At 71.4% G+C, this 12,803-nt stretch carries 13 protein-coding genes; 8 read left to right on the forward strand and 5 right to left on the reverse strand.

The features are described 5' to 3' along the window. Positions 1–13: 13 nt before the first annotated feature. On the reverse strand, positions 14–1,732 hold the full coding sequence (locus ACZZ98_RS16325; RefSeq protein WP_463517226.1) for a DEDD exonuclease domain-containing protein: 1,719 nt from the start codon (positions 1,730–1,732) through the stop codon (positions 14–16). An 84-nt stretch (positions 1,733–1,816) separates the two neighbouring features. Next, positions 1,817–2,665, reverse strand: a complete 849-nt coding sequence (locus ACZZ98_RS16330) for an alpha/beta fold hydrolase (RefSeq protein WP_463517227.1) — start codon at positions 2,663–2,665, stop codon at positions 1,817–1,819. Between the two features lie 122 nt (positions 2,666–2,787). Here ACZZ98_RS16330 and ACZZ98_RS16335 point away from each other — a divergent pair, with 122 nt between their 5' ends. Further along, positions 2,788–3,045, forward strand: a complete 258-nt coding sequence (locus ACZZ98_RS16335; protein ID WP_463517228.1) for a hypothetical protein — start codon at positions 2,788–2,790, stop codon at positions 3,043–3,045. A gap of 23 nt (positions 3,046–3,068) precedes the next feature. Next, complete coding sequence (locus ACZZ98_RS16340) at positions 3,069–4,082, forward strand: hypothetical protein (RefSeq protein ID WP_463517229.1); 1,014 nt, start codon at positions 3,069–3,071, stop codon at positions 4,080–4,082. A gap of 44 nt (positions 4,083–4,126) precedes the next feature. On the opposite strand, the gene ACZZ98_RS16345 is transcribed toward ACZZ98_RS16340, so the two are convergent. Both ACZZ98_RS16345 and ACZZ98_RS16350 read right to left on the reverse strand, forming a co-directional pair. Beyond that, a complete protein-coding gene (locus ACZZ98_RS16345) occupies positions 4,127–5,491 on the reverse strand; it encodes a hypothetical protein (protein ID WP_463517230.1) in 1,365 nt (454 codons plus the stop codon). After that, positions 5,472–7,262 (reverse strand): AMP-dependent synthetase/ligase, encoded by a 1,791-nt coding sequence (locus tag ACZZ98_RS16350; RefSeq protein WP_463517231.1) that lies wholly within the window; start codon positions 7,260–7,262, stop codon positions 5,472–5,474. Before ACZZ98_RS16350 ends, ACZZ98_RS16345 begins: the two co-directional genes overlap by 20 nt. Positions 7,263–7,387: 125 nt before the next feature. Between ACZZ98_RS16350 and ACZZ98_RS16355 the strand changes: the two genes are divergently transcribed. The 5 genes from ACZZ98_RS16355 to ACZZ98_RS16375 are packed head-to-tail and all read left to right on the forward strand — an operon-like array spanning position 7,388 to position 11,174. Further along, a complete protein-coding gene (locus ACZZ98_RS16355; protein WP_380088964.1) occupies positions 7,388–7,840 on the forward strand; it encodes an SRPBCC family protein in 453 nt (150 codons plus the stop codon). Positions 7,841–7,854: 14 nt separating this feature from the next. Further along, positions 7,855–9,114: an ArsA family ATPase gene (locus tag ACZZ98_RS16360; protein WP_463517232.1), complete on the forward strand. Its 1,260-nt coding sequence runs from the start codon at positions 7,855–7,857 to the stop codon at positions 9,112–9,114. Continuing rightward, positions 9,104–9,526, forward strand: a complete 423-nt coding sequence (locus ACZZ98_RS16365; protein WP_463517233.1) for a hypothetical protein — start codon at positions 9,104–9,106, stop codon at positions 9,524–9,526. The genes ACZZ98_RS16360 and ACZZ98_RS16365 overlap by 11 nt, the downstream gene beginning before the upstream one ends. Then, a complete protein-coding gene (locus ACZZ98_RS16370) occupies positions 9,523–10,485 on the forward strand; it encodes an ROK family glucokinase (protein ID WP_380088968.1) in 963 nt (320 codons plus the stop codon). The genes ACZZ98_RS16365 and ACZZ98_RS16370 overlap by 4 nt, the downstream gene beginning before the upstream one ends. Before the next feature lie 20 nt (positions 10,486–10,505). Continuing rightward, the gene (locus ACZZ98_RS16375; protein ID WP_463517234.1) at positions 10,506–11,174 is read left to right on the forward strand and encodes an endonuclease/exonuclease/phosphatase family protein; all 669 of its coding nucleotides are present in this window, start codon (positions 10,506–10,508) and stop codon (positions 11,172–11,174) included. Positions 11,175–11,205: 31 nt separating this feature from the next. Here the strand turns inward: ACZZ98_RS16375 and ACZZ98_RS16380 are convergent, their stop codons facing one another. Next, entirely contained in the window at positions 11,206–11,754 is a 549-nt protein-coding gene (locus ACZZ98_RS16380) for a hypothetical protein (protein WP_463517235.1), read from the reverse strand. A gap of 163 nt (positions 11,755–11,917) precedes the next feature. On the opposite strand from ACZZ98_RS16380, the gene ACZZ98_RS16385 reads away from it, so the two are divergent. Further along, on the forward strand, positions 11,918–12,799 hold the full coding sequence (locus tag ACZZ98_RS16385) for a lysophospholipid acyltransferase family protein (protein ID WP_463517236.1): 882 nt from the start codon (positions 11,918–11,920) through the stop codon (positions 12,797–12,799). The last annotated feature ends 4 nt before the right edge of the window (positions 12,800–12,803 follow it).

Consider the following 12,803-nt stretch of genomic DNA (forward strand, 5'->3'; position numbering starts at 1 on the left):
CCTCGCCAGGGCTTCAGCCCGCCGAGCGAAACCCCGGGGTCGCGCGCTTCGACGCCTCGACCGGCTCCAGCGCCTGACGCACACCCGTCGCGCCGCCGACGGGACACGTCCAGGCACCGTCGATGTCGACGACGCGCACCCCGGGGGCGTCGAGCCAGCGCAGGATGCGCTCGCTCTCCTCCGGCGTCGCCGACGTGGCCGGCGGCAACGGGGCGGGCACGACCTCAGCACTCGCGCGCAAGGCCTCGACGTAGGGCATGGGGTCGGCTCCCCGCGGTGACAGCGTGCTGCCCGCGAGGCGTCCGTGCCGGATGCACATGACCTCCCAGCCGCCGGTCTCGCTCCGCCGGGCGACGAGCAGCTCGGCGGTCCGGGACAGGGGATCGAGGCGCTGGGCGCGCGAGGCGCCACGCACAAGGCTGAGCATCCGGTCTCGCACGATTCCGGCGTCCTCGAAGCGTTGCTGCTCGGCGAGGTGGTCCATCCGCTCGCGCCACGTCGAGACGGCCGAGGTGGCGTCGCCGGCGAGGAGGGCCACTGCTTCGGCGACCACAGCGGAGTAGTCCTCGACGCTCTGCGCGCCGGTGCACGGCGCACCGCACTTGCCCATGTCGGCCAGGGCGCAGGCGGAGCGCGGCCTGGTCGCCGACAGGCGCTCGAGGCACTGGCGCAGGGGCAGGACCTCGTGGACGGCGGCGACCGCGTCGGCTGCGGAGCCGCGAGAGGCGAAGGGCCCGACGTAGCGTGTGTCGTCGTCGGCGACGTCGCGGACGATCGAGAGACGTGGGAAGGCCTCGACGGTCAGCTTGACCCACCAGGCGCGTTCTGGGTGACGGGACCGCCGGTTGTAGCGGGGCTTGTGCTCGGCGATGAGCCGCAGCTCGCGCACCTCGGCCTCGAGGGGCGTGGCGCAGACGATCGGCGTCACCGACTCGGCGATGCGCACCATCTCGGCCATGCGGCGACGCTGCTCCGACGCCGTGAAGTAGCTGCGCACGCGGGTGCGGATCGACACCGACGTGCCGACGTAGAGGACGCGGCCCTGGCCGTCCTTGAAGAGGTAGACACCGGGTGCCTCCGGCAGCCCGTCGGCGAGGTGGCGCTTGCGCCTCGTCGCAGCGGGGACCTTGGCCGAGTAGGCCCGAAGCTCCTCGAGCGAGTGCACCCCGAGCGACCCGACCCGGGCGATGAGCCCGTGAAGGACGTCCACTGTCGCCCGCGCGTCATGGAGGGCGCGGTGGTCAGGGGTCGTCGTCGCACCGAACAGCACTGCGAGAGAACCCAGTCGGTGGTTGGGGGCTTCGTCGCGGGTCACGAGCTGGCGGGCGAGGTGGACGGTGTCGACGACGGGGAAGCGGGGCCAGTCGCGCTCGGCGCGAGCGCAGGCAGCCTTGAGGAACGAGATGTCGAAGCCGGCGTTGTGAGCGACGAGCACCGACCCTGCGGCGAACTCGAGGAAGGCGACGAGGGCGGGCTCGACGCGCGGCGCGCCACGCACCATGGCATCGGTGATGCCGGTGAGGACGGAGATGAAGGCGGGGATCGGCTGGCCGGGGTTGACGAACGTCTGGAACTCGCCGAGGACCACCCCGCCACGCACCTTGACCGCGCCGATCTCGGTGATGCCGCACTCGCTGGGGCTGCCGCCGGTCGTCTCGAGGTCGACGACGACGAACGTCACGTCCGACAGAGGGGTGCCCAGGTCGTCGAGAGTGCCCTGGACCATCTGCATGTCAGCGAGGTTAGGTGTGAGGTCCGACAGGCCCGTGGAGGCGCGGCGCGGGCCGGAGGACCAACACGTGTGGGCAGGCCTGCCTCAGGCGGGCTGGCCGTCGGCATCGGTGAAGTGGCTGATGAGCTCGGCGGTGAGCGCGTCCGGGGCTTCCTCCGGGACCCAGTGAGACACACCCTCGAGGACCGCCAGGCGGTAGGTGCCCGCCGCGTGCGCCGAGGTGCGGTCGATCGCGTCTCGTCGGACCGCGGTGTCACCATCGCTCCAGACCTGCAGGACCGGCACCGGTGTGGGGGAGCCGAAGTCCGGGGGCTCGGTGAGCATGCCGCGGTACCAGTTCAGCCCGCCCCGGCGCAGGCTGTGGGTCTGGTTGCGTCGTGCGTCGCGGGCGGCGAGCTCGGGTCGCTGGCCCGTCATCGTGAGGGCGCGGGTCAGGAGCCAGGTTGAACGCAGCGACAGCTCCGGCAGCCAGGGGAGCTGGAAGAAGTACATGTACCAGGAGCTCACACCCTGGGTGCTCGTGAGGAGGGAGCGGAGGAAGGCGGCCCGGTGGGGGACCGACACCGCCGTGAGGCTGCGCAACAGCTGCGGGTCGTGCGTCGCGACGTCCCAGGCCAGGGCCGCACCCCAGTCGTGGCCCACCAGGTGCACCGGCTGCCCGATCTGGCGCACCATCACCCTCACGTCGTCGCGCAGCCTGCTGGCACCGAACGAGCGCCGGTCCGGTGGGTTGGCAGCCTCACTCGTGCCACGAAGTCCCGGTGCGAAGGTCCGGTAGCCGGAGTCGTTGAGCCGCTTGGCCACCTGCGCCCAGCTGTGCTGGTCCTGCGGCCAGCCGTGCAGGAGCAGGACGGGGACGCCGTCGAGCGGACCGGTGTCCACCACCGGGAAGCGCAGAGCCTCGTTGGTGAAGGTCTCGATGCGGTTGCTCACGGATGGAGGGTAGCCAAGCCGCGTGCCGGCCGGGTGTGGGACGTCCCACCGCCGGGCACACCCCACCACTGTCAGTGGCGGCTCCTAGCGTGGGCAGTGCCCAAGACGAAAGGGGTGACGACATGATCCACGACCTCAACCACGACAGCCTGACCATCGTCTGCGCGCGCTGCCCGGTGCGTGACCTCCAGTGCGGCGACTGCATGGTGACCGCTCTCATCGACCCGGCCTCCATGGGGCTCGGCAGTGACCTGCCGCTCGACCACGACGAGCGCGCTGCGGTGACGGCGTGCGTGCGCGCCGGGCTCATCACGGCCGAGGTGGCCGCGACGGTGCGCTCCCAGCGCGCGCCCTTCGACATCGGACGTGCTGTCGGCTGAGCCTCGCCTGAGACGATGGGCTCGTGCCCCCGGACGACCGACCTTCGCGTATGCCGCGACGCACCTTGCGTGCGCGTCGCACCGCCTGCGTCGCTGTCGCCTCCCTTCTCCTCACCCTCGCCACCGCCTGTGCCCGTGACGAGGCGACACCCACCACCTCGGCCTCGGTTGCTCCGTCGCCGACCGCACCGGAGACCGCGCAGCCGGCTCCGGACGCGTCACCGACCGTTGCCCCGTCACCGCCTGCCGACCAGCAGACCGCCACACCCCTGGCCGGCGCGACCACGGTCACCGGCCGGTCGAGCACCGTCACCGGCACCGTCGACCGAGCGACGCTCACGGCCTACGCGACGATGGCCGACCGTGCAGTGGCGGACGTGTCGAAGCACTGGCGACGCACGTGGCCACGCCGGGTGTCGATCGTCGCCCCCAAGGACGCCGCAGCCTTCCGCCAGCAGGTCGGACGGGCCGACGACCTCAGCCAGGTCGCGGCCGTCACCGACGGCCCCGTCGATGCCTCCGGTCGCGCGACCACTGACCGGGTCGTCCTCAACCCCGATGCCTTCGCCCGGCTCACGCCCACCGGCCGGCAGTTCGTCATCACCCACGAGACCACCCATGTCGCCGTGCGCGGCTCGCTGCCCGGCACGGCCCCCCTGTGGCTCGTCGAGGGGTTCGCCGACCACGTCGGCTACGCCGGATCGGGGCGCCGCACAGTGGATCTCGCCGCGCCGCTGCTCACCCGGGTGGCAGAGGGCAGCGGGCCGACGCGCCTGCCCACCCAGGGCGACTTCGACCCGAGCCAGGGTGAGATCGCCCCGACCTACCTCGGGGCCTGGCTCGCGGTCGACCTCATCGCACGGCGCCACGGTGAGGCCAGGCTGCAGAGGTTCTACGAGGCCTCGAGCGTGATGGGCTCGCCGGCGGCGGCGGACACCGCCATGGACCGGGCCTTCGTCGACGTTCTCGGCACGACCCGCGCGCGGTTCACGAGCCGGTGGCTGGCCGAGCTGAACCAGCTCGCGGCTCCGCGGTGACATCGACGGCACCGACGTCACCAGCGCGGCTGCCGAGAACGTCGTCAGCGTCGTTCTCCGGCCAGTGCCGGCACCGCGAGCGAGATCGCGACGAGCGCAGCGCTGAGCCAGAACTGGTTGTAGAACGCCTGCTTGTTGACGAGGTTGGCCACCAGCAGGACGAACGCGAACCACCTGAGCAGCTCGCCGACCGCCGGTTGCCGTCGCGAGATGAGCCACGCCGCCGCCCCGAGAGCCCCGAGGACGACAAGACCGGTGACCCAGAAGGGCAGGGTGATGCCGTGCTCGTTGAGGAAGTACAGGTACCAGGTGTTGGCGAACCTGATCGGGTGGAAGCCGACGAGCAGCGTGACCGTGTCGTGGACGAAGTCCGACGGGGAGGCAAGGAACCACGGCGCGATGAGCACGCCCGTGAGCGCCCCGGTCGCGACCGCACGCCGAGCCCCGAACGGACGCCACAGCAGGAGCAGGGGCAGGAGCAGGGCGAGGTGCTGCTTGCTCGCACAGACCAGCGCGAGCGGGACGATCGCCCACCAGGCGTGACCGCGACGCACGAGGACGGCCCACCACACGAGCCCGGCGGCGAGCAGGGGCTCGGTCCAGGCCTGGTCGATCTGGGTGAGCGTGCCCGGGGCCACGACGAGCACCGTCACCGGGACCGCCGCTCGCAGCGCCGTGGCGCACGCGTCGCTCGGGGCGTCGCCCCGGACCGGGCGGGCGAGGACCCAGATGCCCGCGAAGAGGACGAACGACCAGAAGGCGATCGCCCATCGCACGTCCCCGCCGAGCCAGCGTCCCGGCGCGAGCAGCACCGTCGTCCAGGGCAGGTAGGTGAACGCGTCCTGGATGCCGGGGGAGTCGGTCCAGCTCATGTCGTAGAAGTTCTCGCCCCGGGCCAGCGCATCGCTCGCCTGCTGGAGGGTCACCCACACGTCGATCCTGGGCGCGGGGTCACCGATCGTGGCGATCGCCGCGGTGACGACGTGGCCGAGCACCGCGAGCAGGTATGCCGCCCCCGCACGTGCCGCTGTCGGCGCAGCCAGGAGCCCAGCAGCGCCGACGCCGACGGCCGTGAGGACCGCCAGTGCAGCAGTGAGCGTGCCCCCTCTCAGATAGCTGAAGAGCGGGACGGCCCAGGTGATGGCGACCGACGCGAGCAGCACGACCGGCACGAGCCACGGTGGCGCAGAGCGGATCTCGGTGCGCCGCCAGAGCCAGACCCCGAGCCCCAGCGCGGCCACCGTGAGGGTGAGCACGATCGGGAAGCGGAACCGGACGACGCTCCACTGGAGCACACCAAGGGAGGCGAGCCAGAGAGCGGCAAGCGCGCACGCGGCATACCCGGAGCTCGTGTGGGAGCGGGTGAGGGCGGTCGGGCGCGAGGTGGGGTCAGTCGCCGTAGAGCGCATCGACCTCGTCCGCGAAATCGCGCATGACGACGTTGCGCTTGAGCTTGAGCGAGGGCGTCAGGTGGCCCGACTCCTCGGTGAAGTCCGCCTCGAGGACCGCGAACTTGCGGATCGACTCGGCCTTGGAGACGGCCGAGTTCGCGTCGTCCACGGCCTTCTGGATCTCGGCGAGGACGGTCTCGTGGGTGCGTGCCTTGGCGGCGGTGAGACCCTCGAGACCGTTGTTGGCGGCCCACATCGGGAGCATCTCCTCGTCGATCGTGACGAGGGCCGCGATGAAGGGCTTCTGGTCGCCGACGACGATGCACTGGGACACGAGCGGGTGCGCGCGGAGGCGGTCCTCGAGGACGGCCGGGGCAACGTTCTTGCCGCCCGCGGTCACGAGGATCTCCTTCTTGCGGCCGGTGATCCTGAGGTAGCCGTCGTCGTCGAGCTCGCCGATGTCACCCGTGTGGAACCAGCCGTCGCGGATGGCTTCGGCCGTCGCGCCGTCGTTGTTGCGGTAGGCGCCGAAGACGTTGACGCCCTGCAGAAGGATCTCGCCGTCCTCCGCGATGCGCACCGAGGTGCCGGGCAGGGGCGGGCCGACCGTGCCGATCTTGAGTCGCTCGGGCAGGTTGACGCAGATTGGCGCCGTCGTCTCGGTGAGGCCGTAGCCCTCGAGGATCGTCACGCCGATGCCCCGGAAGAAGTGACCCAGACGCGTGCCGAGCGGGGCGCCACCGGAGACGGCGTACTGGACCTTGCCACCCATCGCGTCGCGCAGCTTGCCGTAGACGAGCTTGTCGAAGACGGCGTGCTTGGCCCTGAGGCCGAAGCCGACCGACCCCTTGTCCGTGGCCTCGGACCACGCGATGGCGGTCTCTGCCGCCTTGGCGAAGATGTTGCCCTTGCCGCCGGCGACGGCCTTGGCCTCGGCCGAGTTGTAGACCTTCTCGAAGACTCGCGGCACAGCGAGGATGAAGGTCGGCTGGTAGCTCGCGAAGTCGTCGAGGAGGGTCTTGATGTCGGCCGAGTGGGCCATCTTGGCGCCGGAGGCCAGGCAGAGCACCTCGATGAAGCGGGCAAAGACGTGCGCGAGCGGGAGGAAGAGCAGGGTCGACGCGCCGTCGCTGCTCACGACGTCCTTCAGCTTCTCCACCGTGTTCTCGGCCAGGTCGAGGAAGTTGCCGTGGGTGAGCTCGACACCCTTGGGGCGACCGGTCGTGCCGGACGTGTAGATGATCGTCGCGACGGACCGGCGGTCGGTGTGAGCCCGGGCCGTGGCCAGGACCGCGTCGTCGGACGCGGCTCCCGATGCGGCAAGGCTGTCGAGGTCGCCGTTGTCGATGACCCAGGTGTGGGCCAGGGCGGAGAGGTTGGCCGACACGCTGGCCAGGGCGCTGACGTGCTTGTCGGTCTCGAGCACGACGCCGACGGCGCCGGAGTCCTTGAGGATCCACTCGACCTGGTCGGGCGAGGAGGTCTCATAGATCGGGACCGGGATGGCGCCCGCGGCCCAGAGAGCGAAGTCGACGAGGGTCCACTCGTAGCGCGTCCGGCTCATGATGCCGATCGCGGCGCCCGGCGTGACCCCGGCAGCGACGAAGCCCTTGGCGAGCGCGTCGACCTGGTCGGCGAACTCCTTGGCCGTGACGTCGCTCCAGCCCGAGCCGTCGCGGACGCCGAACAGGGCCTTGCCGGGGGTGTCGCGTCGATGCCGGACGGGGAGGTCGGCAAGGCAACCCTGCGTGGTCGCGGGGGCGAGGGCCGGAGTGGTCTTCTCGTGCAAGGTGCTCTCCTTCGTCCGGGTGCGACGTCGTCGTCGTCCCGGATCACCAGCGGGTGGGGCGACGGACGCGACATCCACCGCGCGGTCGATCCTAGGGGAACTTCCGCGCCCGGTAGCCTGCGCCTATGACAGACAGCACGTCGTCCTCCGTCCACATCGCTGCCGACCCGGGCGCCGTGCTCGACGTGATCGCCGACTTCGAGGCCTACCCCGAATGGGCCGAGCAGGTGAAGACGGTGACGGTCCTCAGTGAGGACGGCGACGGATGGGCCGACCAGGTCGAGTACGTCCTCGACGCGGGAGCCATCAAGGACACCTACGTGCTCGAGTACGACTGGGACGGGATCGCCGAGGACGGCTCCGGCTCGGTGTCGTGGCACCTCGTGCGAGCAGGGGTCCTCAAGGCCCTCGACGGCACCTACACGCTCAGCCGCGACGGTGACGGCACGCAGGTGGCCTACTCCCTGGCAGCGGACGTCAAGATCCCGATGATCGGGATGCTCAAGCGCAAGGCCGAGAAGGTCATCATCGACACGGCGCTCAAGGAGCTCAAGAAGCGCGTCGAGTCCCTCAGCTGAGCGACGACGACCCGGTGCCGCCGGCCGTGACCTCTCCCGTGGCGCCCGTCGCGACGCGCGCCGCACCCCGCGTCGTCCTCGTCACCGGCAAGGGCGGGGTGGGCAAGACGACGACGGCGGCGGCGATGGCCGTCGAGTCCGCCCGCACCGGGCGCCGGACCCTCGTCATGTCGACCGACGTCGCGCACAGCCTGGGTGACGCCCTCGGGGTCGAGCTGCGCACGTCGCCGTCGTGGGAGCAGACCCTGCTGGTGCAGGACCGGCTCCATGCCCAGGCCGTCGGTGCACGCACGAGCGTCGCCGCCGACTGGGGGACCCTGCGCGACTACCTGCTCACGGTGCTCGACTCCGTCGGGGTCGACCCGGTCGTGGCCGAGGAGCTCACCGCGCTCCCGGGGGCCGACGAGATCAGCGCCCTGCTCACGCTGGGACACCACGCGGCGAGCGGCGAGTGGGACGTCATCGTCGTCGACTGCGCCCCGACCGCCGAGACGCTGCGCCTGCTCGCCCTGCCGGAGGTGCTCGGCTGGCACCTCGACCGCCTCCTCCCGGCCCAGCGCCGGCTCCTCACCGTGATGCGCCCCGCCGCCGCCGCGGCGGCCGGCGTGCCGATGCCCGACGCAGCAGTCCTTGACGTCATCGCGACGTGGCGGGCCCACATGGCCGACATCCGCACGATGCTCACCTCCGACCGGGCCAGCGTGCGGATCGTCCTCACTCCCGAGAACGTCGTCATCGCCGAGGCCCGTCGCATCCTCACCTCCCTCTCACTGCACGGGTATGCCGTGGACGCGGTCGTCGTCAACCGCGTCATCCCCGTCGACGACGACCCCTGGCGCTCGGCCTGGAACACCGCGCAGGCGGCCGGCATCACCACCATCACCGAGTCGTTCCACGGCACGCCGGTCCTCACCGCTCCCTATCTGGCGGGCGAGCCGACGGGGGTCGATGCGCTCGCAGACCTCGCGGAGCAGACGACCTGCCTCGACGGTGAGCTGCCCGCGCTGGACGCACCGGTGCGGTCGCAGGGGCTGCGCGTCGAGGCCGACGGTGACGAGTTCGTCCTCACCCTGCCCCTGCCCCTGGCCCGTTCGGGCGACGTGGACCTCGCCCGCCGGGCCGATGACCTCGTCGTCGACGTCGGGGGTGTGCGCCGGGTCATCGCCCTGCCCTCGGTGCTGCGACGATGCATCGTCAAGAATGCTGGGGTGCGCGCCGGGGAGCTCCGGGTGCGATTCGCTCGTGTGGAGGAGGTGTGGCCCCGTGGACGCTGAGGCGCGACTCGATGCCGCGGTCGGTTCGGTGGCCGAGGAGGCCGCGAGGCTGCTCGAGACCATGAGCCGTGGCCAGCCGCCGCGCGGCGAGAGCCTTGCCGGCGCACCACGTCCGGAGGGGGCGCCGCGCACCGGCGACGAGACTGTGCCTCCGGAGCACGTGCACGTCGCGATGGGCGATGCCGAGACCTGCACCTGGTGCCCCGTCTGCCGCTCGGTGTCCCTGCTCAGGGGAGTGAGTCCCGAGACCCTGACGCGTCTCGCCGACCTGGCCACAGCGGCAGCGACGGTTCTCGCGGACCTGGCGAGCCGGCATACCGCGGCTTCGTCGGCCGACACCGGGCGCGCGCCCGCGGACCGCACCCCCCGCACCGAACCCATCGCCGTCGTCGACGAGGAGGAGCTGTCATGAGTCTGGCCATCGGCATCGACATCGGCGGGACCAAGGTGGCTGGTGGTGTTGTCGACGAGAACGGCGAGATCCTCGCGCGCGCTCGCCGCGATACTCCCCACCGCTCCAAGCGACCCCAGGTCGTCGAGGACACGATCGTCGACGTCGTCGAGGAGCTGCGGGCGGAGCACCCGGACGTCGTGGCCGTGGGCATCGGCGCGGCGGGGTTCGTCGCGGCGGACCGTGCGACGGTGGTCTTCGCGCCGCACCTGTCGTGGCGCGACGAACCCCTGCGCGACGCGCTCAGCAAGCGCATCGACGCCCCGATCATGGTCGACAACGACGCCAACGCGGCCTGCTGGGCCGAGTGGAGGTTCGGTGCCGCACAGGGCGACTCGGACGTCGTCATGGTCAACCTCGGCACCGGCATCGGCGGCGCCATCCTCATGCACGGCGAGGTCATCCGTGGCCGCTACGGCATCGCGGGCGAGTTCGGCCACATGCAGGTCGTGCCCGAGGGCCAGCGCTGCGAGTGCGGCAACCGCGGCTGCTGGGAGCAGTACGCCTCCGGCAACGCCCTCGTGCGCGAGGCCCGGGCGATGATCCTCGCGAACTCGCCCGTGGCCACCGACCTGGCGGCCCGCGTCGACGGACGCGCCGACGAGCTCACCGGACCCATCGTCACCGAGGCCGCCCGCGAGGGAGACCCGACCTCCATCGAGCTGCTCGCCGAGATCGGCCACTGGCTCGGCATCGGGATCGCCAACCTCGCAGCGGCCTTCGACCCCGGCACGTTCGTCATCGGCGGTGGCGTCTCGGCCGCCGGCGAGCTGTTGCTCGGCCCCGCCCGCGACACCTTCCGCCGACGTCTCACGGGCCGCGGCTACCGGCCCGAGGCCCGGATCGTCGCCGCCAGGCTGGGCAACGAGGCCGGTCTCATCGGAGCGGCCGACCTCGCCCGCAACGACAGCACGCCCTGAGTCCTGGTGGTGGACCCGGCATGACGACGATCCGGATCGCGAGCTACAACACGCGGGACTTCCTCGAGGACCCGTATGCCGCGGCGCGGGTCGTGCGTGCCATCGACCCGGACGTGCTGTGCCTGCAGGAGGTGCCGAGGCGGCTGTTCTCGACCCGACGGGTCGCGACCTTCGCCAAGCACTGCGGCATGTCCTGGACGGGTCGGCACCGGGGGAGCGGCGGGACGACGATCTTCACGTCCACGCGCGTTGACGTGGTCGAGTCCGCGCACCACCGGCTGCGCGTCGCGCGGCTGCAACGGACTCGTGGGTTCGCCCTGGCCCGGGTCGCGGCGCCCGGTCGGGAGCCCATCGCCGTGGCGAGCGTCCACCTCAGCCTCGATGCTCAGGAGCGCGCTGCCCACGCCCGGGTCATCCTGCAGATGATCGACGTCGGGGGCGAGGTGGTCCTTGCCGGGGACCTCAACGAGGGTGAGTCCGGTCAGGCCTGGCAGGCCTTCGCCGGTGCCCTGCGACTCGTGTCTCCCATGACCCCGACCTATCCCGCGTCACGGCCCCGCAAGGTCCTCGACGTCATCTTCGCCTCGTCCGGGCTGGAGGCCGAGCCGCACGCGGACGTGCCGATCGACGAGGCCGACCTCGTCGCCGGCAGCGACCACCGACCGACCTGGGTCGACCTCCGGCTGTAGGCCCCCCGGGTGTGGCGGACGTCGTGCTGGGTCAGACCCGGGCACCGTCGTCGTCGTGAGGGTCGCGCAGTCGCGGCGACCTCATGACGAGCAGGGCGAAGCCACCGAGGAAGAGCACGATCGAGCCGAGGATCCACCAGCCGCGGTAGAAGGGGCCGGCCAGGGCGATCCACACCATGAGCAGGGGGCCACCCACGAGCCCGACGATCGCGCCCCAGTAGCCGATGTCCTCGCCGGGTGGCAGCTGCACCGGCGCGGGCTCGAAGTGGTCGTCGTCCTCGGCGTCGATGCTCGGTCCCTCGCGCCACGCTGGTGCGGGCTCCGCCTCGACCTCGGGCCAGGCCTCGGGCCGGGCCTCGGGCTCGCGCCTCGCCCGGGCCCCCTCCGCGTCGGGATCGACCGGCGCCACGTCGTCGGTGGACTCGTCCACCGGCTCGGGTGGAGTGGTCTCGGGAGGGGAGAGGGCGGCATACGCCGTCGTGATGTCCTGGACGGTCCGCGGCCTGGGCGGCTGCGGCGAGTCGTCGTCCCACCGCGAGACGATCGCGTCGAACTCGGCGTCGATGTCACGCTCGCTCATGGCTGCCTCACGGGGATGGGGACGAACACTTGAAATGGTGCCACGTCGCGGACGGTGGGTGCACCGGAACACCCTCGCCAACGTTCTGGGGGATCGGATTAGTCCGGCAGGTGGGGTGCACCCCGTGCACTAGAGTCAGCAGAATTCGACGGAAAGGACGACGGTGTTCTACTGGGTGCTCAAAACGGTGATCCTGGGACCACTGCTCAAGATCCTGTTCCGCCCCTGGGTCGAGGGTGAGGAGCACATCCCGGAGACCGGCGCCGCGATCTTCGCGAGCAACCACCTGTCGTTCTCGGACTCCATCTTCCTGCCGCTCGTCGTGCCGCGCCGGGTGACGTTCCTGGCGAAGGCCGACTACTTCACCGGCGGTGGCCTCAAGGGGAGGCTGACCGCGGCCTTCTTCAAGGGCGTCGGCCAGGTTCCGGTCGACCGTTCCGGCGGCAAGGCCAGCGAGGCGGCGCTCAGCTCGGGCTTGAGGATCCTGCGGCGCGGCGAGCTCCTCGGCCTCTATCCCGAGGGCACGCGCTCACCCGACGGCCGCCTCTACAAGGGCAAGACCGGTGTCGCCCGCATGGCCCTCGAGGCCGGCGTCCCCGTCATCCCCGTCGCGATGATCGACACCGACAAGGCACAGCCGACCGGTCAGGTCATCCCCAAGGTCATGCGCGTGGGCGTGCGCGTCGGCAAGCCGCTCGACTTCTCACGCTACAAGGGGATGGAGGACGACCGCTTCGTCCTGCGATCCATCACCGACGAGGTGATGTATGCGCTCATGGAGCTCTCCGGCCAGGAGTACGTCGACATGTATGCCGGGTCGATGAAGGACCGTCTCACCCGCGCCAAGCGCATCCTGCAGCGTGAGCAGGCCGAGGCGGCCAACCCCGGTCGCGCGGCCGACGAGCTCGAGCGTGAGCTCGATGCCGCTGACGCGGTCGATGCCGCGGCCGAAGCCGAAGACGCCGACGAAGCCGCTGACGCCGGCGAGGCCAGGGACGCCGGCGAGGCCAGGACCCGGGACGCCGACGAACAACGTGCTGGCTGAGGCC

Source organism: Knoellia sp. AC549, assembly GCF_979258975.1.

Coding starts and splice junctions, on each gene's coding strand:
- ACZZ98_RS16325 (WP_463517226.1), bottom strand. CDS start 1,732: ATGCAGATGGTCCAGGGCACTCTCGACGACCTGGGCACCCCTCTGTCG.
- ACZZ98_RS16335 (WP_463517228.1), top strand. CDS start 2,788: ATGATCCACGACCTCAACCACGACAGCCTGACCATCGTCTGCGCGCGC.
- ACZZ98_RS16345 (WP_463517230.1), bottom strand. CDS start 5,491: ATGCGCTCTACGGCGACTGACCCCACCTCGCGCCCGACCGCCCTCACC.
- ACZZ98_RS16355 (WP_380088964.1), top strand. CDS start 7,388: ATGACAGACAGCACGTCGTCCTCCGTCCACATCGCTGCCGACCCGGGC.
- ACZZ98_RS16370 (WP_380088968.1), top strand. CDS start 9,523: ATGAGTCTGGCCATCGGCATCGACATCGGCGGGACCAAGGTGGCTGGT.
- ACZZ98_RS16375 (WP_463517234.1), top strand. CDS start 10,506: ATGACGACGATCCGGATCGCGAGCTACAACACGCGGGACTTCCTCGAG.
- ACZZ98_RS16380 (WP_463517235.1), bottom strand. CDS start 11,754: ATGAGCGAGCGTGACATCGACGCCGAGTTCGACGCGATCGTCTCGCGG.